This window comes from Janthinobacterium sp. 1_2014MBL_MicDiv, from assembly GCF_001865675.1.
Lineage (GTDB): Bacteria > Pseudomonadota > Gammaproteobacteria > Burkholderiales > Burkholderiaceae_D > Janthinobacterium.
Genome location: NZ_CP011319.1, coordinates 3491730 through 3516689 on the forward strand (window position 1 = coordinate 3491730; position 24960 = coordinate 3516689).

The window sequence follows — 24960 nt, forward strand, 5'->3', positions numbered from 1 at the left end:
GCTCAATGATGCTCTAAAGCAAAATTCCGTAGGGAAATTTTCTATTCATCTCTGCCAGCAGTTACAATTGCCGCTGGTACATTTTCCCTCCCTCCCATGAACACTGACGCCACCTCCGCAACGCAACTCGACACCCAACTGGAGCTGGCACTGAGGGAGCACCAGGCTGGCCGCCTGGAGCAGGCGGAAGACCTGTATGTCGCCATCCTGCAGGCACAGCCCTACCATGCCATCGCCAACCACAACATGGGCCTGCTCGCCGGCCAGGTGGGGCAATTCCGGGCAGGACTGCCATTCCTGCGCAAGGCCCTGTCCGTCAATCCGGACGAGGGCCAGTTCTGGCTGTCGCTGGCCGACGGCTTGCTGAAGGCGGGCGAGCGCGACGAAGCGCTCGACATCATCGACACGGCCATCGGACGCGGTCTCGACAACGAACAGTCGCAAGCGCTGCGCGCGCGCATCGCCGAGGCGATCGCCGCCGCGCCAACGGCTGCGCAATGCCAGCAGCTCATCGACCTGTACCAGGCCGGCCGCTACGCGGACCTCGAACAGGGCGCCCACGCGCTGATCGCCCGCTACCCGACCTCCGATTTTGCCTGGAGCGTGCTCGGCACCGCCCTGCAGGTGCAAGGCAAGGATGCGCTCGACGCGCTGCAAACGACGACACTGCTGACGCCATATGACGCCGAAGCCCATTGCAACCTGGCCAACGCCTGGCAGGCGCGCGGCGACTATGCGCAAGCCGTGCAGGCGTATCAGCAAGCACTGCAGTTCAATCCCGCGTTTGCCGAGGCGCACAGCAACCTCGGCGGCGCCCTGCAAGCGCTCGGTGCGCTGGACGAGGCGGAGCAAGCCTACCTGCAGGCGATCGCCCTGCGCCCCGACTATGGCATGGCGCACTTTAACCTGGGCAACACGCGCAAGGCGCGCGGCGACCTCGACGGCGCCGTCAACGCCTACCAGGCGGCCCTGGCCAGCATGCCCGCCGACGCCGAAGTGTTCAGCAACCTGGGCAATGCCCTGCAGGGACTCGAACGCAACGAGGAGGCGGCGGACAGCTATCGCCGCGCGCTGGAACTCGATCCCCGGCTGGTCATGGCGCACAGCAACCTGGGCGCCGCCCTGCTCAATCTGGCCCGGTTCGACCAGGCCGAAGCAAGCTACCGCGCGGCACTGGCGCTGGCGCCGCGCGATGCCGGCCTGTGGAATGGCCTGGGCAACAGCCTGCAGTCGCAGCAGCGGCTCGACGAGGCGGCCGACGCCTACCGCCAGGCCCTGGCCGTCCAGCCCGGCTATCCGCAAGCGCAGTCCAACCTGGGCAGCGTACTGGTGAGCCTGGCCGAGTTCGACGCGGCCATCGCCTGCTACCGCCAGGCCCTGCTCCTGCAACCGGACAGCGCTGATGCGCACACCCAGCTTGGCCTGGGCCTGCAAGCCATCGGCGCACCCGATGAACTGGACGAAGCGCTGGCCATGCACCAGCGCGCAGTGCAACTGGCGCCCGAGAAACAGCAGGCATACACCTGCCTGGGACATTGCCTCAAGCAGATGCGCCGCTTCGAGGAAGCGCAAGGTGCCTACCGACAAGCGCTGGCTTTTTCGCCCGATGTCGCCAACCGGCATAACGACCTGGCCATCGCCTTGCAGGATGCCGGCGATTATCCCGAAGCCATCCGCATGTATCAGCACGCGCTGACACTGGACCCGCAGTCGACTTTGATCCATTGCAACCTGAGCGTGGCGCTGGAAGACAGTGGCCAGCCGGAGCAGGCGCTGGTCTACCTGCAGCGCGCGCGCGACTTCGCGCCCGATTCCAGCCGCGTGCACTTTATAATGGGCAACTGCCTGCGCTCCCTGAAACGCTACGACGAAGCGCTGGCCAGCTATGGCCGCTCGCTGGAAGTGCAGAAGGATTTCATCGGCTCGCACCTGAACATCTGTGCCACCTACAGTGAAATGGGACGTACCGACGATGCCGTCCAGGCATGTCGCTCGGCACTGGCCAAGTATCCGGAATACGATGATATCTACAGCAACATGCTGTTTGGCCTGTCGCATGTGCATTGCGACGACCCGGCCACGCTGGTGGCCGAGCATTTCGGTTTCGGCGAGCGCTATGAAACGCCCCTGCGCGCCGCATGGCAGCCGCATGCGAACGACCGCGATCCGCAGCGCCAGCTGAAGATCGGCCTGGTCTCTGGCGATTTCTGCAACCATGCGGTGGCGCATTTCATCACGCCCCTGCTCGAGGAACTGGCCACCATGCCGCAGTTTGCGTTGTATGCGTACTACAACAACAGCCGCGTCGACAGCGTGACCATGCGCATCGCGCAGCTGCTGCCGAACTGGCTGCCCGTCACCCACCTGAGCCAGGACGCGCTGGCCAAACGCATCCGCGCCGACGGCATCGACATCCTGATCGACCTGTCCGGGCACACGGCGAAGAATTGCCTGCTGGCCTTTGCCCGCAAGCCGGCGCCCATCCAGATGAGCTGGATAGGCTACCCGCTGACGACGGGCCTGCAAGCGATGGATTACTACCTGAGCGACCGCTTTTTCTCGCCGCCCGAGGAATTCGCCAGCCATTTCACGGAAAAACTGATCTTCCTGCCGACCATCGCGCCCTTCCTGCCATCCGAACATGCGGACGGCATCCTGCCGGCGCCCGTGCTGACGAATAAATACCTGACCTTCGGCAGTTTCAACCGTCCCAACAAGCTGAATCGCCCGACCATCGCGCGCTGGGCCAAGGTCTTGCGCGCCATCCCGGACGCGAAAATGCTGCTGGCGGCCATGCCCGAGGCGGGGCCGCATCCCGTGCTCACGGCCTGGTTCGCCGAGGAAGGCATCAGTGCCGACCGGCTGATCTTCGAGCCGCGCGCCAACATGGCCAACTTCCTGTCCATGCATCACCGCGTCGACATCTGCCTCGACACGGCACCATATGGCGGCGGCACCACCACCTTCCATGGCTTGTGGATGGGCGTGCCCACCCTCACCGTTGCCGGACCAACAGTACCCAGCCGCGCCGGCACGTCCATCCTGCGCCACGTGCAGCTGGAAGAATTCATCGCCCGCGACGACGAGGAATTCGTCAGCAAGGCCCTGCATATGGCGGCCAATCCCATGCTGCTGGGCGCCTACCGCTTCAGCACGCGGCACCGCCTGGTGCAAACGGCGCTGGGCCAGCCGCGCCTGATTGCCGAAGGCGTGGCCAACAGCCTGCGCCTGGCCTGGCAGCGCTGGTGCGACGACTTGCCACCGGTCAGTTTCGATGCCCCGCTCGACAGCCAGCTGCCCGGGGAGATCGCGGCATGAGCGGCAACAAACCCGTCTACGTGACGCAGCCCCTGCTGCCGGACTTGCAGGATTTCCTGCCTTACCTGGAATCGATCTGGGAAAACAAGATACTCACGAACGGCGGCCCCTTCCACCAGCAGCTGGAACAGGCGCTGTGCGAGTATCTGGGCGTCAGGCATATCTGCCTGTTTACCAACGGCACGCTGGCACTGATGACGGCCCTGCAAGCCTTGCGCATCAAGGGCGAAGTCATCACGACGCCGTATTCCTTCGTCGCCACGGCCCATTCGCTGCTGTGGAATGACATCAAGCCCGTCTTTGCCGACATCGATGCGCGCACGCTGAACCTCGATCCGGCGCGCATCGAGGCGGCCATCACGCCGCACACGACGGCCATCATGCCCGTGCACTGCTATGGCCAGCCCTGCGATGTCGAGGCGATCCAGAAGATTGCCGACAATTATGATCTCAAAGTCATCTATGACGCCGCCCATGCCTTCGGCGTGCGCCACCGCGGCACCAGCGTGCTGAACTATGGCGACCTGTCCGTGCTCAGCTTCCACGCGACGAAGATCTTCAACACCTTCGAAGGCGGCGCCATCATCTGCCCCGACGCCAAGAGCAAGCAGCGCATCGACCACCTGAAGAATTTCGGCTTCGTCGATGAAGTGACGGTCGTCGCCGCCGGCATCAACGGCAAGATGAGCGAAATCAATGCCGCCTTCGGCCTGCTGCAACTGAAGGGCATCGACCAGGCGCGCCAGCAACGCCAGCTCATCGACGCCCATTACCGGCAGCGCCTGGCCGGGGTGGCCGGCATCACCTGCCTGGAACAAATGGATGCCGAAGCGGCCAACCATGCGTATTTCCCCATCCTCGTCGGCCCCGACTATCCGCTGGCGCGCGACGCCCTGTTCCAGCTGCTGCGCGAACGCGAAATCTATGCGCGGCGCTATTTCTACCCGCTCATCAGCGATTTCCCCATGTACCGGGGCATGCCGTCCGCCGCGCACGCCAACCTGCCGGTGGCGCGCCTGGCCGCATCCCAGGTGATCTGCCTGCCGATCTACCCGGCGCTCGAGCTGGCGACCGTGGACGCCATCACCGCCGTGATCGCCAGGACCGCCTGAGCGCCGCGCCCTCCCCATCGACCCAGACAACGGCCACCGCATGTCCCACTACGCCCAACTTACCGCCGTCGCCTACCACCTGCCGCAGGCCATCCTGACGAATGCCGCGCTGGAACAGGAATTCAGCGACTGGCCGGCGCAAAAGATCCTCGACAAGACGGGCATCGCGCAACGCCATATCGCCGCGCCGGACGAAACGGCCAGCGACCTGGCCTATCATGCCGCGGAAAAACTGTTTGCCACGCATGACATCGCGCGCGCCGACATCGATTTCCTCATCCTGTGCACGCAGGCGCCCGACTACCTGTTGCCCAGCAGCGCCTGCGTGCTGCAGCAGCGCCTCGGCTTGCCCACCTCGTGCGGCGCGCTCGACATCAACCTGGGCTGCTCCGGCTACGTGTATGCGCTGGCGATGGCCAAGGGCCTCGTCGAGAGCGGCATCCGCAAGAAGGTGCTGCTGCTGACGGCCGACACCTATTCGAAGTACATCAATGCGCGCGACCGCAGCGTGCGCACCCTGTTCGGCGACGCCGCCGCCGCCAGCGTGATCGCCGGCGGCGCGCCAGAACAGGCGCTGGGACCGTTCGTGCTGGGCACGGACGGCAGCGGCGCCAACAACCTGATCGTGCCGGCCGGCGGCATGCGCACGGCGCGCAGCGCGGCGACGGCCAGCGAAACGGAAGATGCCTCGGGCAACTGGCGCAGCCAGGACGACCTGTTCATGGATGGCGCGCAGATCGTCCAGTTCACCCTGGGCGCCGTGCCGCGTACAATGCAGGAATTGCTGACCGCCGCCGGCAAGACCCTGGACGACATCGATCACGTGATCTTCCACCAGGCAAACAAGTTCATGCTCGACGCCCTGCGCCGCAAGATCCGCATCCCGGAAGACAAGTTTGTGATTGAAATCGATACCGTCGGCAATACCGTCTCGTCGACCATTCCCATCGCCATCGCCCGCGCCCGCGCCTCGGGCCGCATCCGGCCGGGCGACACGGCCCTGCTGCTGGGCTTTGGCGTGGGTTATTCCTGGGCCGGCACGCTGGCGCGCCTGTAGGCGCCCCGTCCGCCCCAGTACTGAACACCTCTGAAAGGAAACATAATGCAAGAATTTTTCAACGGCATGGCCGACATCCTGGAAATCGACGCCGACAAGGTCGTGCCCGAGCTGAAACTGGGCGACTACGCCTGGGATTCGCTGGCCATCATTTCCACCATCGCCCTCGTCGACGACCTGTTCGACCAGATGCTCGAAGGCCAGGCTCTGGCCAAGTGCGAGACCATGGCCGACGTGCTGGCATTGATCGCCGTCAAGGTCTGACCATGTCCAGCCAGCGCCTGGAATCGGGACTGCCCTTCAGCAGTGCGCACCTGGCCATGCGCGGCGTCGTCTGCGCGCTGCCGCGCACGCAAATCCACAATGCGGACCTGGCCGCGCGCTTCGGCGCCGAGGCGGTCGCCGATGTGAGCAAGATGATCGGCGTGCAATCGCGCCGCCGCGCCGCCGACGGACAGACGACGGCCGACCTGTGCCAGGCGGCCGCGCAAACCCTGCTCGACGACCTGGGCTGGGAGCGCGATAGCATCGACGCCCTGATCTTCATCTCGCAAACCCCCGATTACGTGCTGCCGGCCACGGCCTGCGCCCTGCATGGCCGGCTGGGCCTGCACAAGGCCTGCGCCGCCTTCGACATCAACCTGGGCTGCTCAGCCTACGCGTATGGACTGTGGCTGGCGGCCAAGATGCTCGATGGACAAGCCATGTGCCGCATCCTGCTGCTGGTGGGCGACACCATCAGCAAGACCGTCGACGAGACGGACCGCGCCACCGCCCTGCTGTTCGGCGACGCCGGCACGGCCACGGCGCTGGAATTCGATGCCGCCGCGGCGCCCGCCCACTTCATCGTCGGCAGCGACGGCGGCGGCGAACGCCACCTGATGATGGCCGCCAGCGCCTGCCGCCCGTATGCCGGCGACGATGCGCGCCTGGCGCAGCGCGATCCCGCCAAGCTGTACATGGATGGCGGCGAAATCTTCAATTTCACGCTGAAGAGCATTCCGCCGCTGGTGGCGGACCTGCTGCGCCTGGCCGGCCGCACGAGCGACCAGGTCGATGCCTTCCTGTTCCACCAGGCCAATACCTTCATGCTCAAGCACATCATCAAGAAAGCCAAGCTGCCGCCCGAGCGCGCACCGATCAATATGGACCGCTACGGCAATACGTCGAGCGCCTCGATTCCCCTGCTGATCGCCGACAGCCTGGGCGCCGCCGCGCAGGGCCAGACCATCGCCATGTTCGGCTTTGGCGTCGGCTATTCCTGGTCGGCAGCCGTGCTGGGCCTGCAATCGCTGACCGTCAACCGCCTTATCGAAGTCTGAACCATGATCTTTCAACCCGACATGCTGGCTGGCCAGCGCATCCTCGTCACCGGCGCCTCATCCGGCATCGGCCGCGAAACGGCCCAGCTGCTGGCGCGCTGCGGCGCGCAATTGCTGATCAGCGGACGCGACCCCGAACGCCTTGAGCAGACCCTGCAGTCGTTGCAAGGCGACGGCCACCGCGCCGCAGTCCTCGAACTCGATGGCGGCGACCACATCGTCGACTTCCTCAAGCAAGCCACGCAGGACGCGCCCCTGTCCGGCATCTTCCATGCGGCCGGCGTGGAACTCTTGCGCCCGGTCAAACTGTCCAAGGCCCAGCAGTTTGACGAGGTGTTCGCCTCCAGCGTGAAATCGGCGCTGGCGCTGGCGCGCGGCGCGGCCCTGCGTGGCGTGCTCAACGATGGCGCCGCCCTGCTCTTCATGTCGTCCGTGGCGGCCCAGAGCGGCCAGTCCGGCATGAGCGTGTATTCGGCGGCCAAGGCAGCCATCGATGGCCTGGTGCGCGCGCTGGCCGTGGAACTGGCGCCGCGCGGCATGCGCGTCAACAGCATCGCCGCCGGCGCCGTCGAGACGGAAATGCATGCGCGCCTGAGCCGCGGCTTGCCGGACGAGGCCATGCAGGCCTACGCGCAGCGCCATCCGCTCGGCTTCGGCCGCAGCAGCGATATCGCGCAGACGGCGGCCTTTTTGCTGTCGCCGGCCGCGCGCTGGGTCAGCGGCGCCACCTGGGCCGTCGACGGCGGCTACCTGGCCCGCTAGGAGAACCCATGCAAACCATCCTCATCGTCGGCGCCGGCCGCTTCGCGCGAGAAATGCTGTGCTGGCTGGAAGACAGCCTCGATCCCGCCACGGCCCGCATCGGCGGCCTGCTCGACGACACCCTGGCGCCCGCAGCGCAGCTCGATGCCGACTACCCGTATCCGGTGCTGGGCAGTATCGTCGACTACCAGCCGGCGCCCGGCGAGACGCTGCTGCTGGCCATCGGCGCGCCGAAGGCCAAGCTGGACATCGCGCTGGCGCTGGCGGCGCGCGGCGCGCGCTTCCATACGCTGATCCATCCGAGCGCCATCATCGCGCGCACGGCGCGCATCGGCCAGGGCGCCGTCATCTGCCCGTTCGCCCTCGTTTCGGCGGGCAGCGAACTGGGCGACTACGTCACCATCAACAGCTACGCCAGCGTCGGCCATGACGCCGTGCTGGAACAGGGCTGCACGCTCAGTTCCCACGTCGACATCACGGGCGGCGTGCGCCTGGGCCAGGCCGTCATGGTCGGCTCGGGCGCGTCGATCCTGCCACGCGTGGCCGTCGGCGCCGGCGCCACGGTCGGCGCCGGCGCCGTCGTCATGCGCCGCGTGGCCGAAGGCGCCACCGTGTACGCTCCACCCGCAAAGACTTTATGACTTCCACTTCCCAGGCGCGGCAGCTGCGCGACCACTTCTGGCACCTGCTGTGCCACCGCAGCGAATTGCCCGACAGCGGCGACTACCTGAAGCTCGACTGGCTGGGCGAGGAAGTGGTCGTGTATAACGACCAGGGCGAGCTGATCGCCTTCGACAACCTGTGTCCGCACCGCGGCACGCGCTTTTTCACGGAAAAACGCGGCAATGCGCCGCTGGCCTGCCCCTACCACGGCTGGGCCTACCGGGCCGGCGCCATGCATATTCCCTGCCGCGAGCGCTATGCGCCGGCCGAACTCGAGCACGCCCGGCTGCAGGTGCTGCAGCTGGACTGGTGCGCCGACTTCCTGTTTGCCGCGCCGCAGCCGCGCATGTCGCTCGCGGCGCAGCTGGGCGACACGCAGGCCACCCTGGAAAATATCTCCTTCAACATCGCCGGCCTGGGCGACTTCAACGCCTATGACTATGAGTGCGACTGGCGCATCGCGCTGGAAAACGCGCTCGAGCCGCTGCACGTGCCCTTCGTGCACCCGGAATCGCTGGCACAGTTGCAACTGGACGATGGCGACAACCGGTTCACGGACTGGACCTCGACATGGGAAGCGGGCCTGGGCAACGCCGGCATGGCGAGGAAACTGCGCTCCATCAAGCGCCTGTTCCAGCTCGACAGCCAGTTCGAGGGCTACCAGAGCCTGTACCTGTTCCCGTTCACCATGCTGTCGTCGACGTTTTCGTACTCCTATTCGCTGCAGCATTTCTTCCCCTCGGCCCAGCCGCAGCGCACGCATTTCTCGAGCCGCCTGCTGAAGGCCGTCACCAGCCCCGCCGCTGCCGCCTCGCTGCAGGGCTTTTTCGACTCGAGCGCGCAGATGAACCGCCAGGTATTCGAGGAAGACCACGCCATCTGCCGGCGCATCGCCGTGCAGGCGGCCGACAGCGCGCGCTTCAAGATCCTGTCCAGCGACGAGGCCAAGATCGCGCATTTCCGTGCCTGCCTCGCGGCGGCGGGGCAGCCGTGACGGGGCTGGCGGCCCGTCCGCGAGCCGATGTGAAACTTTTTTAAAAGAATTTAAAAAAATTTCCACAAAGCATTTAATAAGCTTATGCGGATGGTCGTCTTGTACTTGGGAGAGCACAAAGAACCGTTGCTCCGGACTGAACCCACCAAACCAGGAGTTACACCATGCTGAGCCTTCACACTAACAACGCTGCACTGTCCGCACAAAATTCGATCACCCGTACCCAAAGCCAACTGTCGACCTCGATGACGCGCCTGAGCACCGGCTTCCGCATCAACTCGGCAATGGATGACGCAGCAGGCCTGCAAATCGCAACCCGCCTGAAAGCACAAACCAGCGGCATGACCGTTGCAATGTCGAACACCCAAAACAGCACCTCGATGCTGCAAACGGCCGAAGGCGCGTTTGACGAAGTCACCAACATGCTGATCCGCATGAAGGATCTGGCAACCCAGGCAGCCGATGCTTCGTCGGGCGCCAAAGACAAAACCGCAATGCAATCGGAATACGATGCACTGGGCCTGGAACTGTCGAACGTGATGAAAAACACCACCTTCGGCGGCAACAAGCTGCTGGTAGGCGGCACCCTGGCATCGTCGATGACGTTCCAGATCGGCGCGAGCTCGACCGAAACGATGGCATTTGACGTTTCCGCCAAAATGACCAGCCTGACGGCATCGCTGACGTCGGCTACCGCCAACTACGCTGCAGCTTCGACCGGTACCGAACTGACCAGCACCGCCAACGCCACCATCGCTCTGCTGGAAACGGCAATCGGCGACGTCGGCACCGTTCGCTCGGCACTGGGTGCTGCTGCCAACCGTCTGGACCACGTCAACACCAACTTGTCCAACATCGCCACCAACACCAAAGCCGCTACCGGCCGCATCATGGACGTCGACTTCGCTACCGAAAGCTCGAACATGACGTCGTCGCAAATGCTGCTGCAAGCTGGCACCGCAATGTTGAAACAAAGCAACAGCATGTCCTCGATGGTCATGTCCCTGCTGCAATAATATGTCCCTGCCTGGCCGTTCGCGGCCAGTCGCTGAAAACCAGGCCGCGGCCTGGTTTTTTTTCGTCCCGCCCCCGCCCCGCCTTTGCATGCAAAGGAAACTATTTCCTGGCAATCTTTAACGATGTGGCCCGCGCGGTCGCCTGTCTGATAGGTAAGCCCATCCAACAGCCGTCATCCACAGGAATTGCCGAGTGCTGAGCCTCCATACGAATATCGCCGCACTAGCAGCACAAAATGCCGCCGCACGCGCGCAATCGCGGCTGTCGACGTCGATGACGCGCCTCTCCACCGGCTTTCGCATCAATTCGGCCATGGATGACGCGGCCGGCCTGCAAATCGCCACGCGGCTGCGGGCGCAGGCGAGCGGCATGGCCGTCGCCATGCGCAACACGCAAAACAGCACCTCGATGCTGCAGACGGCCGAAGGCGCGTTCGACGAAGTGACCACCATGCTGATCCGCATGAAGGACTTGGCGACCCAGGCCGCCGATGCTTCCTCGGGCGCCAAGGACAAGGTCGCCATGCAGGCCGAATACGACGCCCTGGGCCTGGAACTGGCCAACGTGATGAAAAACACTAGTTTCGGCGGCAACAAGCTGCTGGCCGGCGGCACGCTGGCATCGTCCATGACGTTCCAGATCGGCGCCAGTGCGAGCGAAACGATGACGTTCGACGTCTCGGGCAAGATGGCCGGCGTGCTCGCCTCGCTCGGCGCGGCCAGCGCCAACTTCGGCGCCCCCGCCACCGGCACGGAACTGACGGGCAGCGCGAATGCCACCATCGCCCTGCTGGAAACGGCCATCGACGACGTCGGCGGCGTGCGTTCGGCCCTGGGCGCGGCCGGCAACCGCCTCGACCACGTGCATAACAATCTGTCGAACATGGTCACCAACACCAAGGCGGCCATCGGCCGTATCATGGATGTCGACTATGCGGCGGAAAGCGCGAACATGACGTCGGCGCAGATGCTGCTGCAGGCCAGCACGGCCATGCTCAAGCAAAGCCAGAGCATGCAGAAATTGATACTCTCCCTGTTGCAGCCATGATGGCTGACGCGGCCCGCGCGGCCGGCCTTTTTATGGAACCCGACCTGGAAGCAGTGGCATGGCGATAGACCGCATTTCATCAGGCAACCCTGTCCCCCTGATTACCCAGCGCTTCGACGTCAGTCCCGCCACGCCGATGGTGCCGGGCGTGGTCCAGCCGCTGGTGCCCGTCGGCCCCTACATGGCGCCGGCGCCCGATGCCGGCACCCTGCCCGCCCAGCTGCAGCAAAAGGCCCAGGACAGCCTGGCGTCCCTGATCAAGCCGAATGCCGATGGCGCCGGCGCCACGCCGCGCGACAGCAGCGCCATGCAGGTCAACCAGCTGTTCTTTACGCGCCAGCTCGTGTGGCAGCCGCCCGATGCGGCGCAGCTGGCCGCTTCCTGGCGCGTGATGGTCAAGACGTATGGCGAGCAATACGCGGCCCTGCAGGAACAGGCGCGCGGCCAGCATGTGCCGGGCAACCTGTTCATGGCCGAACAGCAGCCGGCCCTGCTGCGCGAAGGACCGCGTCCGCCCCTGAGCATCGACAGCGAAGCGTGGCGCTTTGCCGTCTACGGCTGGGGCGGGCAACGCTTGCTGCTGCGCGTGCTGGCCAGCGACGACGATGAAGACGCGGCACCGCCACGGCGCGGCGGCAAGGTGGCCCTGCGCGTGGAACTGATCATCCTCGGCATCGGCCGGGTCGTGATCCAGATGGAGCCGGCCGGCGACGGCGTGCTGCTGGAACTGGCCGCCGATGAAGAGGCCGCCCTGCGCCATCTGCGCCTGGCCCTGCCCGACATCGCCGACGCCGTGCGGCGCGCCGGCCTGCGCGTGCTGCGCTGCCGCCTGAACCGTCAATTGCATGCGCAGCGCGTGCATGGCAACTATCCGATGCAGGCGGCGGCCGCCTCGCTGTCGCTGCCCCTGTTCCGCGCCATGGCCGAAGTGGCGCTGCTGCTGACACGGCCGGAAACGGAAGCGGCGGCCGAACCCGACGCCGCCGCGCCGGCCGCCCACGCGGAAGCGGAGGAAGAAGTCTTTGTTTCGAAGGAAGTGGCGGCGCCGCTCGATTACGATTACGGCGACGAAGAAGAGGACGCGGCGCCAGGCGGCACCGTGCTGCTGCTGGCGGACGGCCAGGAGCACGAGCTGCTGCCGCCGATCGACGAGCAGGATTGAGGCAATACCCATAAAAAAACGGCGCCCGTAGCGCCGTTTTTTTTGCCTAGCCCACCGTGCCGATGATGCTCACTTCGCGGTTTTCCGGGATTTCGTTATACGACAGCACGTGCAGGCCCGGCGCGAACAGGCGCGCATAGCGGGCCAGCAGCGGACGGATCTGCGGCAGCACCAGCAGCAGCGGCGGCGTCGCCTGCTGCTTCATCTGTTCGCGCGCCACCGGCATGTTCACTTGCAGCTGGGACAGCAAATGCGGGTCGATCGGATAATTGTCCAAAGTGACCTTGCCCGACTGGCGCGCCTGGTTCAGCGAACCGAGCAGCATGTTTTCCAGCTCGCCGCCCAGGTTGAATGCCTGCATTTCCATCTTCTGGCCGAACAGGCTGCTGACGATCTGGCGCCGCAGCGCGCAACGCACTTCGGCCGCCAGCAGGATCGGATCCTTGGTCGTTTCCGAACTGTCGAGCAAGGTGGTGGCGATGGGCACGATATCCTTCAGTGACACGTTTTCAGCCAGCAAGACGCGGAATACGCGCAGCAGCTGCGTGTGCGTGAGCGCCTTGTCCAGCGCGCCGGCCAGCTTCGGCGACAGCGCCGTCAGGCGTTCCATCATGGCCGACACGTCTTCGTGGCGGAACAGTTCAGGCAGGTACTCGCGCACCATCTTCGACAAGTGCGTGGCGATCACGCTGGGCGCCTCGATGACCTGGTAGCCGAGGCCCAGCGCATGCGCCTTCTCGCTCGGCTCGATCCACGTCACGGGCATGCCGTAGGCGGGCTCGATGCCGGGAATGCCGTCGAGCTGGCCATACACGTTCGGCGACGGGATCGCCATCAGGCGGTCGGCCTGCACTTCCGCCTGCGCCACCACGGTGCCCGACAGCACGATCGCGTACTGCGACGGCTTCAGGGCCAGGTCGTCGCGCACGCCGATGTTCGGCAGCAGCAAGCCCATGGCCTCGGACAGGCTCTGGCGCACGCCCTTGACGCGCTTGTTCAGCGGTTCGCCCTGCGTTTTATCCACCATGCCGACCAGCTTATAGCCGAGCATCACCATCAATGGCTGCACGGCAGGCAGTTGCTGCCACTCCAGCTCGGCCGGACGCTCGTCGCGCAAGGCCGCCTCGATGGCCGCCATGCCGGCCGCGTCGGGTCCCTTCACGCGCTTGGTCAAGCGCCAGGCGACAAAGGCCAGCACGGCGGCGAAGGTCATGAACATGAACCACGGCATGCCCGGAATCAGGGCCAGCGCCACCATCATGCCGGCCGCGCTGAAGATCACCGTCGGCGACGTCAGCACCTGGCCCGCCACCTGCTGTTCGAAGTCGCCCGAATCGCTGATGCGGGTGACGAGGATGGCGGCGGCGGCCGACAGCAGCAGCGCCGGGATCTGCGCCACCAGGCCATCGCCGATGGTCAGCAGCGCGTACTGGCGGAAAGCGTCGCCGAACGACAGGTCGTGCATCAGCGAGCCGATGGCCACGCCGCCGACCATGTTGATGATCAGGATCAAAATACTGGCGACGGCGTCGCCGCGCACGAACTTCGAGGCACCGTCCATGGCGCCGTAGAAATCCGCTTCAGCAGCCACGTCCTTGCGGCGGATCTGGGCTTTTTCCTGGTTGATCAGGCCGGCGTTCAGGTCGGCGTCGATGGCCATCTGCTTGCCCGGCAAGGCATCCAGGGTAAAACGCGCCGACACTTCCGAGATGCGCTCGGCGCCCTTGGTGACGACGGCGAAGTTGATGATCATCAAGATCACGAACACCACGATACCGACGACGAAGTTGCCGCCGATGACGACGTTACCGAAGGCCTCGATCACCTTGCCGGCCGCGTCCGCGCCCGTATGGCCATGCAGCAGCACCACGCGCGTGGACGCCACGTTCAGCGTCAGCCTGAGCATGGTGGTGGCCAGGATCACCGTCGGGAAGACGGAGAAATCGAGCGGCCGCTTGGCCGAGACGCTGACCAGGATGATGATCAGTGCCAGCACGATATTGAAGGTGAACAGGATATCGAGCAGCACCGGCGGCAGCGGCAAGATGATCATCGCCAGGATCACCAGCAGGAACAGCGGCGTGGCGAACTTGTGGCGGCGCATTTCGGCAACCACGCGGTTCAGGAAATTCATGAAGGTACTACCTCGCTCAAATGAGATGGCACGACCACCTCGGTGGGAAATGGGGGCTGGGCGGCGCGCTGCCCAGAACGGAATGCTTTCAGCTGCAGAATATAGTTGAGCACCTGCGACACGGCCTGGTACAGCTGCACGGGGATCTGCTGCTGTACCTGGCTGGTGTTGTAGATGGCGCGCGCCAGCGGCGGCAACTCCAGCGTCTCGATATGGTGTTCCTTCGCCACTTGGCGGATGTACAGCGCCATCTCGTCGACACCCTTGGCGACGACGAACGGCGCCTCGGCGCGGTCCTGGTCATACTTGAGTGCCACGGCGTAATGCTCGGGGTTGACGATCACCACATCGGCGTCGGGCACGGTCTTGCGCACGCTGCGCCGGCCGATCTGCTGCTGCAGCTGGCGGATGCGCTGGCGCACTTCGGGCCGCCCTTCGCTGCTCTTGTGCTCTTCCTTGACGTCCTGCTTGCTCATGCGCTGGTTGCGGGCAAAGAAGAACGCCTGCGCCGGCACGTCGATGATGGCGAACAGGACGAAGACGGAAATGAGCGCCATCAAGCCGTCGAGCATCAGCGACGAGCCATCCAGCATGGCTTGCTGCAGGGGCCGGTGCTGCAAATCCACGTATTGCGCCAGGCTCGAGCGGCTCACGTGCACCAGCACCATGCACAGCACCACCGCCTTGGCGATGGAGATGACAAACTCGAACGCATGCTTGGGCGCGAACAGGCGGCCCAGGTTCTTGGCCGGGCTCAGGCGCTCCATCTTCGGCATCCAGTTCTTCGTGCTGATGACCCAGCCGCCGGGCACCATAGAGCCGAGCACGACAAACAGGGGCACGCAGAACAGCGGTATGACCATCTTGATCAGCAAACCCACCGAGGTGGTAAACGCCATCGACATGGCATTTTCGAGCGCGCCCTTGCTGTCGAGCGGCATGAAGGCCATGGCGAACAGTTCGCGGAAACTTTCCAGGTAGCCCGGCAGCAGGAAAATAAACACCTTCATGCTGATCAGGATGCCGAGCGCCGTCGACAGGTCGCGCGACCGCACCACCTGCCCTTCCTGGCGCGACTTCTTCAGCTTTTGCTGTGAGGCCTTTTCTGTCTTGTCGCCGGTGCTGTTATCCGCCATGGGCCACCCGCATCTGTTCCTGGATCATGTCCAGGACCCGGTTGGTCATGGCGATATAGTGCTCGGGCACGTAGCGCACGATCTGCGCCAGCATCAGCAGGCCGAACACGGTAATCATGGAAAACCCCAGCGAAAACAGGTTCAGCGACGGCGCCACGCGGTTCAGGAAGCCAAAGCCCAGCTGCACCACCATGGTGGAAAACACGATCGGCAAGGCCAGCAGCATGGCGGCGGCAAAGATCCACGCCACGTTGTAGGCTACCGCCTGCAGCAGCATGGGCCCGTAGCCCTGCCCCACGGGCCAGGCCGTGAAGCTGGCGCCGATCACGCCCGTCAGCACCAGGTGGCCGTCGATGGCGAAAAACACGATCATGCACATGATGGTGAGCAAGCCGGTGATGACGTCCGACGACGTGCCGTTCAGCGGGTCATTCATGACGGCCATGGAAAAGCCCACCTGGCTCGACACCAGGTAGCCGAGCACCGACATCACCGACATGGCGAAGTGAAACGCCAGGCCCAGGATGAAGCCGATGACGGCCTGCTCCAGCGTGGCGACGAGGGCGTGCAGGGAAAACGGATCGATCTTCAGCAAGTCCTGCGAGGCGCCCGAGGCTTGCATCACGGGCAGCATCAGGATCGCCAGCACCAGCGACAGCAGCACCCGCACGGGCACGGGCACCATGGCGTCGCCGATCACGGGCGACGCGCTGAGCATGGCCAGGATGCGGCAGAACGGCCACCACACGGCCAGCATGAACGGCAGCACCTGATTGAAAATCTGATCCATGGGCGCGCGGCGCTATCCGACCAGGGTGGCCGCGCGCTGAAAAATGGAAACGCAATAATCCATCAGGTAACCCGACATCCAGCGCCCGGCAAGGATCAGGGCCAGCAAGGTGACCAGCAGGCGCGGCAGGAAGCTCAGCGTCTGCTCGTTGATCTGCGTGGCGGCCTGTACCAGCGCCACCACCAGGCCCGTCAGCAGACCGGGCACGACCAGTATCACCACCAGCAGCATGACGATGTGCAGCGCTTCGATGACGAGGTCGACGGCGACTTCAGGGGTAAACATGCTTCAATAGCCCTGTATGCTGGTGACTAGGGTGTTGACGGTCAGGGTCCAGCCATCGACCAGCACGAACAGCAGCAGCTTGAACGGAAGGGAAATGACGAGCGGAGACAGCATCATCATGCCCATCGCCATCAGCACGGACGCCACCACCAGGTCGATGATGAGGAACGGTATGAACAGCATGCAGCCGATCTGGAACGCCGTCTTGAGTTCGGACAAGACAAACGCGGCCAGCTTGACCGTGAAACTGTGGTCTTGCGGGCGCATCGTCGACGGTTCGCCCGCCAGGTGGGCGATCTGCGCCAGCGCCGCCTTGCTCGTCTGCGCCAGCATGAAGCGCGAAATCGGCACTTCGGCGATCTTCAGCGCTTCCTGCATGCCGATCTGGTCGCGGTCGTAAGGCACGAACGCCTCCTTCCACACCTGGTCGCCGATGGGGCGCATGACCAGCAGGGTCAGGATCAGGGCGATGCCGGTGACGATACGGTTCGGCAAGCCCTGCTGCAGGCCCAGGGCCTGGCGCAGCAGGGACAGCACGATGACGAAGCGGGTAAAGCTGGTCATCATCATGACCATCACGGGCAGCAGCCCGAGCAGGGTCATGACGACGAGGATCTGCATCTTGACCGACAGGTCGGTCTTCGCGCCCGGCACGATGCCGGACAATAAATCCTGCGCGCCGGCGGCGCTGCAGCACAACATCAGGACGGGAACGGCCAGCGCAGCAGCCAGCGTGCCGCGGCGCCGGCTCAAACCGGGTACCGCCAGCTTCATGCTGTCATCATGTCGAGATTGAGGCCGTCGAGGTCGATGACTTTCAGGCCATAGTTCTCGCCGGCCACCACCACTTCGGCGCGGCCGATCGGCGTGCCGTTGACCTTGATCACCAGCGGTTCGCCGGCCAGCATGTCGAGTTCGATCACGCTTTCCGGGCCGATGGCCATCAGCTCCTCGAGCGAGATGCGGGCCGAGCCCACTTCCAGGGTCAGGGTGACGGGAATCTTGCGCATCATTTGCGGAATGTCGCGCCGCGCGCGGGTGCTGGCCACGTCGGAGACGTCGCCCTGGTCGATGATCATATCGTCGCCCAGGTCTTCCAGCAGGGTTTCGCTCTGGTTGGTATCGGTCATATTCATATTATTCGACATCTTCAAATGAGGTTAAACAGAGCTTGCCCTTGTGTTCGGAAACGGCTGCCGTAAACAGACGGGAATCGTCGAGCATCACATCGGTGCGGCTCAGGCTGACGGGGATCACGTCGCCCACGCGCAAGTCGAACAAGGCGCCCAGCTGCACTTGCTTGCTGACCAGGCGGCCTTCCAGCGTCACCTGCAGGCGCGAAGCCAGCGGACGCACGCTGCGCAGCGCCTTCTTCGCCTGCGCGCGCTCCGGCAGCAGGCCGCGCAGCACGTCGGCCATCAGGCGCTTGTCCAGCGAGAACCAGAAGGTACCGCTCTGCCCCGCCTCGACATCGCTGAGCGAGACGGTGACGATCCAGCTGCCGCGCGGCGGATGCACGCCCGACTGCACGGCCACCTCGGCGCTGGCGTCGATGCTGCTGCTCTTGCCCAAGGTGTGCAGATTCTTGTGGATGCGGGCGAACAGGCTGGTAACCAACTGTTGTCCGAGCACCACAGCCAAACGCTCTTCCGTGGCCGTCACGCGCACCTGCGCCGGATCGGGCAAGGCGCCCTTGGCGCCGGCACTACCATAGCGATAGTTCAGGACACTGAGCAATATCTGGCGTTCGAGGGTGAAGCCGGTCTGGCCCGCAGGCGTGGAAAAACTCAGCCAGCGATTCACGCTGTCCTCGTTTTCGACGCGCGACAAGGCGACGGCGTCGATCTGGAAATTACCCCAGTAGCGGCGGTTCATGGGCTGGCGCAGGGCCACGGCCAGGTCGTCGCGCAGCTGGGCGCCGAACACATGCAGCAAATGGACAGGACGTCCAAGCAGACAGGAATCCAGGACTTGATGGCGCACAGTTTGATCTGTCTTGGTAATGGTTGTCATGTAGTGGTCATGTCGGTATTGCGGTGGCAGAACAAATTATACGGATCGCCCGAAATTAAATACAGCATCATCTTGCCTATGTGAACGGCGGCGCAAGCAAACGATTGCGCATCGTATCGCATGCTGGATGACTACGGTGCTGAACAATACATGAAAATCATAAATATTGCCATGTATCAATATTCCTTGAGCCAATCCACTCTTTACTTTATAGTTGCCGCGAGGTAAGCTTATAGCGACATAATTTAGATTTGCAGTGCGCCATTCCGCTTACCTGATTCCGGTTTTTATGGCAGTTTCCAGCCCCTCTGATTGCCACCTGTAGAAACTTTTATCAGCTAGACATTCGTTGTCATGGCCTTGCAAATAGTGTGCGTTCGTCAGCGTGGGTTTGCTTGATACTGCTCGCAGCGGATGGTGTGGCAACTGATAAAACTGATGGGTCCAGGGGCATCGGACCAGGCAAAAAAGGCACCGCGGTGCCGCTTGCGCCGGAATGGCAACACCAGTATTTCTGATTGATACGTCACCGCATATTGAAAGTAGAGGGCAAGATGAGCAATGAACTCGCAGGTCTGATCAAGGCCGATCTGGCAGCACTGAGCAACGACGCGCGCGCCCTGGGCGCCAGCATCATGCCCGCCGCCCAATTCGGCGCAGGGGAAACATCGGGCTTCTCCTTCGCGCAAACCATGAAAGACGCCGTCGGCAAGATCAACAGCGACGACCGCATGGCCGCGCAAAAAATGAGCGACGTCGACAGCGGCAAGAGCGACGACCTGGTCGGCGCCATGCTGGCCAGCCAGGAAGCGAGCCTGTCCTTTTCCATGTTGATGCAAGTGCGCAACAAGGTCATGGGCGCCGTCGACGAACTGATCAAACTGCCTTTGTAAGCTCCACGCCCCAGCCTCCCAGCGAAAGTTACCCCAAGTGATTACCACCATGAAGTCCGCATTTGCGCGCTGGCGCCTTGGCGCCCAGCCCGCCATCCCGCCTGCCCTGCTGAAAAACCTGGTTCCCATCGTCGTGCTGGCCATCGGCATCACCGCCATGGTGACCATGTATTTCTGGCGCGACCAGGCCAACTACAAACCGGTCTTCGGCGCACGCGAAAAAGTGGCCGTGACGGACATGATGGCAACGCTGGACGCCGAACACATCCCTTACCGCCTGCATCCGGACAGCGGCCAGGTGCTGGTGCCGGACGCCATGCTGGGCAAGGTGCGCATGCTGCTGGCCTCGAAAGGCGTGACGGCGCAGCTGCCGGCCGGCCTGGAACTGATGGACAAGAACGACCCGCTGGGCGTATCGCAATTCGTGCAGGACGTGCGCTTCCGCCGCGGCCTGGAAGGCGAGCTGGCGCAAAGCATCATGACCATGGACGCGATCGCTTCGGCGCGCGTCCATTTGTCGATTGCGAAATCGACTTCCTTCGTCGCCAGCGACGGCGACAAATCGTCCGCCTCGGTAGTCGTGGCCCTGAAGCCGGGCCGCACCCTGGCGCCGGAACAGATCGCCGCCGTCATCAACATGGTGGCCGGCAGCGTCGCCAGCCTGGCGCCCACGCGCGTCAGCCTCGTCGACCAGGGCGGCAACCTGCTGTCCTCGCACATCGACCTGACGGACGGCTTCGACGCCTCGGCCGCCGGCAACGAAGGCGCGAAACGTTTCCAGGATGACATCCGCCGCAACGTCACGGGCCTGCTCGGCCCCGTCATCGGCGAAGACAACTTCAAGCTCAGCGTGACGGCCGCCGTGAACAACGACCGCGTCGATGAAACGCTGGAAAAATACGGCGAAGCCCCGAAAGTGACCAGCGAAGCGATGCGCGAAGAACAGGAGCGCAACCGCACCGTGGCCGGCATTCCCGGCAGCCTGTCGAACCGTCCGCCGGCAGCCGCCGTGCCGGCCCCGGCCGATGCCGCCGGCGCCGCCCCTGCCGATGGCGCACCGAAGCCGTCCGACGATGGCACGGCACGCAAGAACGCCACCACGCGCCAGTACGCCTACGACCGCAGCATCACGCAGATCAAGCGCAGCCGTGGCCGCCTGGAAAAACTCAGCGTCGCCGTCGTCCTCAACAGCGCCGCCGCACCGAATCCAAAAACCGGCTGGACCCCTGCCGAACTGGGCAATATTGAAAAAATGCTCACCAGCGGCCTCGGCATCAACGCCCAGCGCGGCGACAGCCTGAGCCTGACAGCCTTGACCTTCCCCGCCAAGCCGCCCGTGGCGCAGTGGTGGGAAGAGCGCGACACGGTCGTCGACTTCAGCAGCTGGCTGCTGTACGCGCTCGGCGCCGTACTCGGCTACTTCCTGATCCTGCGCCCCCTGCTGCGCCTGCTGACTTCGCGCCTGGCGCCGCCAGCGCTGAAACAGATCGATCCAGCCCTGGCCCTGGGCGGCAGCGCCGCCGGCGCCAGCGGCGTGACCGTTGCCGGCGCGCCAGCGCTGGGCTTGAACGGCTTGCCGGCGCTGGAAGGCGAAACGGGCGCCGGCAGCATGCCGGTGGTGCCGCTGCTGGAAAACTATGACTTGCCGCCGCCTGGCTCGGCGGTCGACGTGATGGTCGACCACCTGAAAGTGCTGGCTGAAAAAGAACCCGAGCGTGTCGCCGAAGTCGTCAAACAATGGATGCAGAAAAATGGCCGAACTCAACAACAATAATTCCCCTGACGCCAACGAGTACGAAAGCGTCAGCCTGAATCCCGTGGAACAGGCAGCCATCGTGCTGCTGAGCATAGGCGAAGAACAGGCGGCCAACGTGCTGCGCTGCCTGTCGCGCGAAGAATTGCTGGAAGTCACGCAAGTGATGTCGCGCATGAGCGGCATCAAGGTCGAGGCCGTGAAAACGGCCATGCAGACCTTCTTCGACGACTACCGCCAGCAAAGCGGCGTGCACGGCGCCTCGCGCAGCTACCTGAAGCGCTCGCTGGACATGGCGCTGGGCAACGATATCGCCAATAGCGTGCTGAACAACATTTACGGCGATGCCATCCGTCCCAAGATGGCGCGCCTGCAGTGGGCCTCGCCGAAATGGCTGGCCGAATACATCGTCAACGAACACGTGCAGATGCAAGCCGTCTTCCTGGCCTTTTTGCCGCCCGCGCTGGCCGGACAGATCCTCGACGCCCTGCCCGTCGAAGGCCGCGACCTGGTGCTGCTGAACCTGGCCCGCCTGGACGAGATCGACCGCGACCTGCTGGTCGAGCTCGACGAACTGGTGGGCCGCTGCCTGGGCACGCTCGACACGCAAAGCACCAGCGTGGAAGGCATCCGCCAGGCGGCCGAGATTCTCAACCGCATGCCGGGCAACCGCGCCGCGCTGGTCGAACTGCTGCGCGCGCACGACCCGGACGTCGTGTCGGAAATCGAACTGAGCATGTACGACTTCCTGATCCTGGCCACGCAGAGCGACGTCACGCTCACGCGCATCCTGGAAGACGTGCCGATGGAACAGTGGGCCATCGCCCTCAAGGGCGCGGAACCATCGATCCGCGACGCCGTGCTGAAAACCATGCCGCGCCGCCAGGCACAGAGCTTCGAAGACATGATGCGCCGTTCCGGCCCCGTGCCGTTGAGCCGTATCGAACAGACGCGCCAGGAAATCATGGCCACCGTCAAGGGCCTCGCCGATGCGGGCGAGATTGAAGTGCAACTGTTTGCCGAAGCGGTGATTGAATGAAGCACTTTCGCTCGTATCGTTTCCCGCCGCTGTCGCAGTTCATCGCCGCCGGCCAGCGCAGCGCCAACGAGGATACGGATGGCCAGTGGCAGGCGTCCGTCTCGGAAGGCTTCGAACAGGGCCAGCGCGACGGCTATGAAGTGGGCCTGGTGCAAGGCCAGCAGGATGGCTACGACACCGGACGCAACGATGGCATGGCGCAGGGCCGCGAAGAGGGCCGCAATGAAACGCTGGTGGCGCTGGACCGCCTGGCGCGCCCCGTCGACGCCATTTTGCGCGACCTGAAAAAGGTGCGCGCCGACTACCGCGCCGCGCAGCGCAAGGAAGTGGTCGACCTGGTGGCCAAGGTGGCGCGCCAGGTGATCCGCGCCGAACTGGCGCTGCAGCCCGTGCAACTGCTGGCCCTGGTCGATGAAACGCTGGCATCGATGCCGCCCACGCGCGAGGAAATCGACGTCTTCCTCAACCCGGAAGAATTGAAACGCATCAGCGAACTCGATCCGAAGCGCGCCAAGCGCTGGAACCTGATCGCCGACGCCCGCCTCGACGCCGGCGAATGCCGCATCAAGGCTGGCGACAATGAAGTCGATGCCGGCTGCCATCAGCGCCTGTCGGCCTGCATGGAACAGGTCAGCAGCCACCTGGCGCTGGCCGCCGAACACGCGGACCAGGGCGCGCCTGCATGATCGCCGACACGCTGCGCAGCTTCGAGATCGGCGACATCCCGGTCGCGACCCCGACCGGCCGCCTAGTCGGCGCTTCCGGCCTGCTGCTGGAAAGTGCCGGCTGCCGCCTGCACACGGGCCAGCGTTGTCAAATTGAAACTGTGAATGGCGAGTGGCTCGATGCGCAAGTGGTCGGCTTCCGCGAAAAACTGTCCTACCTGATGCCGTTCAAGAAGGCCACGGGCCTGACCACGGGCGCGCGCGTGCTGCCCCTGCCCGACAAGGCCAGCCTGCAGATCGGCCCCTCGTGGCTGGGCCGCATGGTCAATGGCCTGGGAGAGCCGATCGACGACCTGGGCCGCCTCGGTGGCGAACACATCCTGGAAGTGACGCCGCCGAAGGTCAATCCCCTGAAGAAACAACCGGTGGTCGAACCGCTGGACGTGGGCGTGCGCGCCATCAACAGCATGCTGACCCTGGGCAAGGGCCAGCGCGTGGGCCTGATGGCCGGTTCCGGCGTCGGCAAGAGCGTGCTGCTGGGCCTGATCACGCGCCAGACGGTGGCCGATGTCGTCGTCGTCGGCCTGATCGGCGAACGGGGCCGCGAGGTGCGCGAATTCGTTGAAAAGTCGCTCGGTGCCGAAGGCTTGAAGAAAGCCGTGCTGGTGATCGCGCCGGCCGACGAATCGCCATTGATGCGCATCATGGCCACCGAGCTGTGCCACTCCATCGCCGCCCACTACCGCGACCAGGGCAAGCACGTGCTGCTGCTGGTCGATTCGCTGACGCGCTATGCGATGGCCTTGCGCGAAGTGGCGCTGGCCTTGGGCGAACCGCCGGCCACGCGCGGCTATCCGCCATCCGTGTTTTCGAACTTGCCGCAACTGGTCGAGAGCGCCGGCAACGGCGCCCATCCGGAAGGCAGCATGAGCGCCATCTACACGGTGCTGGCCGAAGGCGACGACCAGCAGGATCCCGTCGTCGACACGGCGCGCGCGATTCTCGACGGCCATATCGTGCTCACGCGCGAACTGGCCGAACGGGGCCACTACCCCGCCATCGACATCGCCGCCTCGATCAGCCGCTGCATGGCGCAGGTGATCACGCCCGGCCACATGCAGGCGGCGCGCGCGCTGAAGGCATCGATGGCGCGCCATGCGCGCGTGCGCGACCTGATCCCGCTGGGCGCCTACGTGCCCGGAGCCGACCCCATCACCGACCGCGCCGTGCAACTGCACGCGCCGATCGAGGCATTCCTGTGCCAGGGCACCAAGGAAGAGGCGCCGATGGCGCCCTGCATCGAACAACTTGAACAAATCATGGCCTAGGAGCATTTGTGAGCGACTCGCATACCATCCGCAACCTGACCACGCTGGTCGGCCTGCGCAGCACCGAGGTGGAACGCCTGCAGGGCGAAATGGCGGCGCAGACGGCCGTGCGCGAACGCTACCAGAAGAACCTGGAGCGCCTGACGGGCCTGTACACGGATAGCGGCCCCAGCGGCGCCCTGCCCCTGGCCCTGTCCGTCAACTGCGGCAACTTCAAGCAGGCGGTCATGCAGATGGCCGACCAGCACCGTACCGACCTGCACTTGCATGAGGCCAACATGGCCGTGTCGCAGCGCGCGCTGAACACGGCCTGGGCCAAGCGCGAGGTGCTGGACCAGGTGCTGACGCAGAAACAGAAGCATGTTGCAAATGAGCAACAAAGAGTCGATGCCAAGCGCCAGGACGAACTGGCGACGCAATTCTGGTTCCGCGGGCAGGTAAAATGAAGCTTGTGTAAGTTTCTTTCAGGA

General features: G+C 64.4%; 24 protein-coding genes. 17 read left to right on the plus strand and 7 right to left on the minus strand.

The features are described from left to right. The first annotated feature begins 96 nt into the window (after window positions 1-96). The 11 genes from YQ44_RS15030 (at window position 97) to YQ44_RS15080 (ending at window position 12454) form a co-directional block, all read left to right on the plus strand. Window positions 97-3318, plus strand: coding sequence for a tetratricopeptide repeat protein (locus YQ44_RS15030; RefSeq protein WP_071324077.1), 3222 nt, complete (start codon window positions 97-99; stop codon window positions 3316-3318). Next, window positions 3315-4430 (plus strand): dTDP-4-amino-4,6-dideoxy-D-glucose aminotransferase VioA, encoded by a 1116-nt coding sequence (vioA, locus tag YQ44_RS15035; RefSeq protein ID WP_071324078.1) that lies wholly within the window; start codon window positions 3315-3317, stop codon window positions 4428-4430. Before YQ44_RS15030 ends, vioA begins: the two co-directional genes overlap by 4 nt. A 40-nt stretch (window positions 4431-4470) precedes the next feature. Next, entirely contained in the window at window positions 4471-5487 is a 1017-nt protein-coding gene (locus YQ44_RS15040) for a ketoacyl-ACP synthase III (RefSeq protein WP_071324079.1), read from the plus strand. Between the two features lie 45 nt (window positions 5488-5532). Continuing rightward, entirely contained in the window at window positions 5533-5751 is a 219-nt protein-coding gene (locus YQ44_RS15045; protein WP_071324080.1) for an acyl carrier protein, read from the plus strand. A gap of 2 nt (window positions 5752-5753) precedes the next feature. Then, on the plus strand, window positions 5754-6809 hold the full coding sequence (locus YQ44_RS15050; RefSeq protein ID WP_071324081.1) for a ketoacyl-ACP synthase III: 1056 nt from the start codon (window positions 5754-5756) through the stop codon (window positions 6807-6809). Between the two features lie 6 nt (window positions 6810-6815). After that, a complete protein-coding gene (locus YQ44_RS15055) occupies window positions 6816-7571 on the plus strand; it encodes an SDR family NAD(P)-dependent oxidoreductase (RefSeq protein WP_442905939.1) in 756 nt (251 codons plus the stop codon). Between the two features lie 8 nt (window positions 7572-7579). After that, window positions 7580-8212, plus strand: coding sequence for a NeuD/PglB/VioB family sugar acetyltransferase (locus YQ44_RS15060; RefSeq protein WP_071324083.1), 633 nt, complete (start codon window positions 7580-7582; stop codon window positions 8210-8212). Further along, complete coding sequence (locus YQ44_RS15065; protein ID WP_071324084.1) at window positions 8209-9228, plus strand: aromatic ring-hydroxylating oxygenase subunit alpha; 1020 nt, start codon at window positions 8209-8211, stop codon at window positions 9226-9228. The genes YQ44_RS15060 and YQ44_RS15065 overlap by 4 nt, the downstream gene beginning before the upstream one ends. Before the next feature lie 164 nt (window positions 9229-9392). Continuing rightward, the gene (locus YQ44_RS15070) at window positions 9393-10244 is read left to right on the plus strand and encodes a flagellin N-terminal helical domain-containing protein (RefSeq protein WP_071324085.1); all 852 of its coding nucleotides are present in this window, start codon (window positions 9393-9395) and stop codon (window positions 10242-10244) included. Window positions 10245-10437: 193 nt separating this feature from the next. Beyond that, complete coding sequence (locus tag YQ44_RS15075) at window positions 10438-11292, plus strand: flagellin N-terminal helical domain-containing protein (protein ID WP_071324086.1); 855 nt, start codon at window positions 10438-10440, stop codon at window positions 11290-11292. Between the two features lie 58 nt (window positions 11293-11350). Then, the gene (locus tag YQ44_RS15080; RefSeq protein WP_156894869.1) at window positions 11351-12454 is read left to right on the plus strand and encodes a hypothetical protein; all 1104 of its coding nucleotides are present in this window, start codon (window positions 11351-11353) and stop codon (window positions 12452-12454) included. 46 nt (window positions 12455-12500) lie between these two features. Here YQ44_RS15080 and YQ44_RS15085 read toward each other — a convergent pair whose 3' ends face one another. The 7 genes from YQ44_RS15085 to YQ44_RS15115 are packed head-to-tail and all read right to left on the minus strand — an operon-like array spanning window position 12501 to window position 18812. Then, window positions 12501-14588 carry a flagellar biosynthesis protein FlhA gene (locus tag YQ44_RS15085; RefSeq protein WP_071324088.1) on the minus strand — a complete coding sequence of 696 codons (2088 nt, stop codon included), beginning with the start codon at window positions 14586-14588 and terminating at the stop codon, window positions 12501-12503. Further along, a complete protein-coding gene (locus YQ44_RS15090; RefSeq protein ID WP_071324089.1) occupies window positions 14585-15724 on the minus strand; it encodes an EscU/YscU/HrcU family type III secretion system export apparatus switch protein in 1140 nt (379 codons plus the stop codon). The genes YQ44_RS15085 and YQ44_RS15090 overlap by 4 nt, the downstream gene beginning before the upstream one ends. Further along, complete coding sequence (locus YQ44_RS15095; RefSeq protein WP_071324090.1) at window positions 15714-16514, minus strand: flagellar biosynthetic protein FliR; 801 nt, start codon at window positions 16512-16514, stop codon at window positions 15714-15716. Before YQ44_RS15095 ends, YQ44_RS15090 begins: the two co-directional genes overlap by 11 nt. 12 nt (window positions 16515-16526) lie before the next feature. Continuing rightward, window positions 16527-16799, minus strand: coding sequence for a flagellar biosynthetic protein FliQ (locus YQ44_RS15100; RefSeq protein WP_071324091.1), 273 nt, complete (start codon window positions 16797-16799; stop codon window positions 16527-16529). A gap of 3 nt (window positions 16800-16802) precedes the next feature. Then, a complete protein-coding gene (fliP, locus tag YQ44_RS15105) occupies window positions 16803-17573 on the minus strand; it encodes a flagellar type III secretion system pore protein FliP (RefSeq protein ID WP_071324092.1) in 771 nt (256 codons plus the stop codon). Continuing rightward, on the minus strand, window positions 17570-17935 hold the full coding sequence (locus tag YQ44_RS15110; protein ID WP_071324093.1) for a FliM/FliN family flagellar motor switch protein: 366 nt from the start codon (window positions 17933-17935) through the stop codon (window positions 17570-17572). Before YQ44_RS15110 ends, fliP begins: the two co-directional genes overlap by 4 nt. Before the next feature lies 1 nt (window position 17936). Beyond that, on the minus strand, window positions 17937-18812 hold the full coding sequence (locus tag YQ44_RS15115) for a FliM/FliN family flagellar motor switch protein (protein ID WP_071324094.1): 876 nt from the start codon (window positions 18810-18812) through the stop codon (window positions 17937-17939). Window positions 18813-19366: 554 nt separating this feature from the next. Here YQ44_RS15115 and YQ44_RS15120 point away from each other — a divergent pair. The 6 genes from YQ44_RS15120 to YQ44_RS15145 are packed head-to-tail and all read left to right on the plus strand — an operon-like array spanning window position 19367 to window position 24936. Next, complete coding sequence (locus tag YQ44_RS15120) at window positions 19367-19705, plus strand: flagellar hook-basal body complex protein FliE (protein ID WP_071324095.1); 339 nt, start codon at window positions 19367-19369, stop codon at window positions 19703-19705. 49 nt (window positions 19706-19754) lie between these two features. Next, on the plus strand, window positions 19755-21479 hold the full coding sequence (gene fliF, locus YQ44_RS15125) for a flagellar basal-body MS-ring/collar protein FliF (RefSeq protein WP_156894870.1): 1725 nt from the start codon (window positions 19755-19757) through the stop codon (window positions 21477-21479). Continuing rightward, window positions 21457-22497 carry a flagellar motor switch protein FliG gene (locus YQ44_RS15130; RefSeq protein ID WP_071324097.1) on the plus strand — a complete coding sequence of 347 codons (1041 nt, stop codon included), beginning with the start codon at window positions 21457-21459 and terminating at the stop codon, window positions 22495-22497. The genes fliF and YQ44_RS15130 overlap by 23 nt, the downstream gene beginning before the upstream one ends. Next, complete coding sequence (gene fliH / locus YQ44_RS15135; protein WP_071324098.1) at window positions 22494-23183, plus strand: flagellar assembly protein FliH; 690 nt, start codon at window positions 22494-22496, stop codon at window positions 23181-23183. Before YQ44_RS15130 ends, fliH begins: the two co-directional genes overlap by 4 nt. Further along, window positions 23180-24490 (plus strand): flagellar protein export ATPase FliI, encoded by a 1311-nt coding sequence (fliI, locus tag YQ44_RS15140; protein ID WP_071324099.1) that lies wholly within the window; start codon window positions 23180-23182, stop codon window positions 24488-24490. The genes fliH and fliI overlap by 4 nt, the downstream gene beginning before the upstream one ends. A gap of 8 nt (window positions 24491-24498) precedes the next feature. Further along, window positions 24499-24936 carry a flagellar export protein FliJ gene (locus YQ44_RS15145; RefSeq protein ID WP_071324100.1) on the plus strand — a complete coding sequence of 146 codons (438 nt, stop codon included), beginning with the start codon at window positions 24499-24501 and terminating at the stop codon, window positions 24934-24936. Window positions 24937-24960 lie beyond the last annotated feature (24 nt).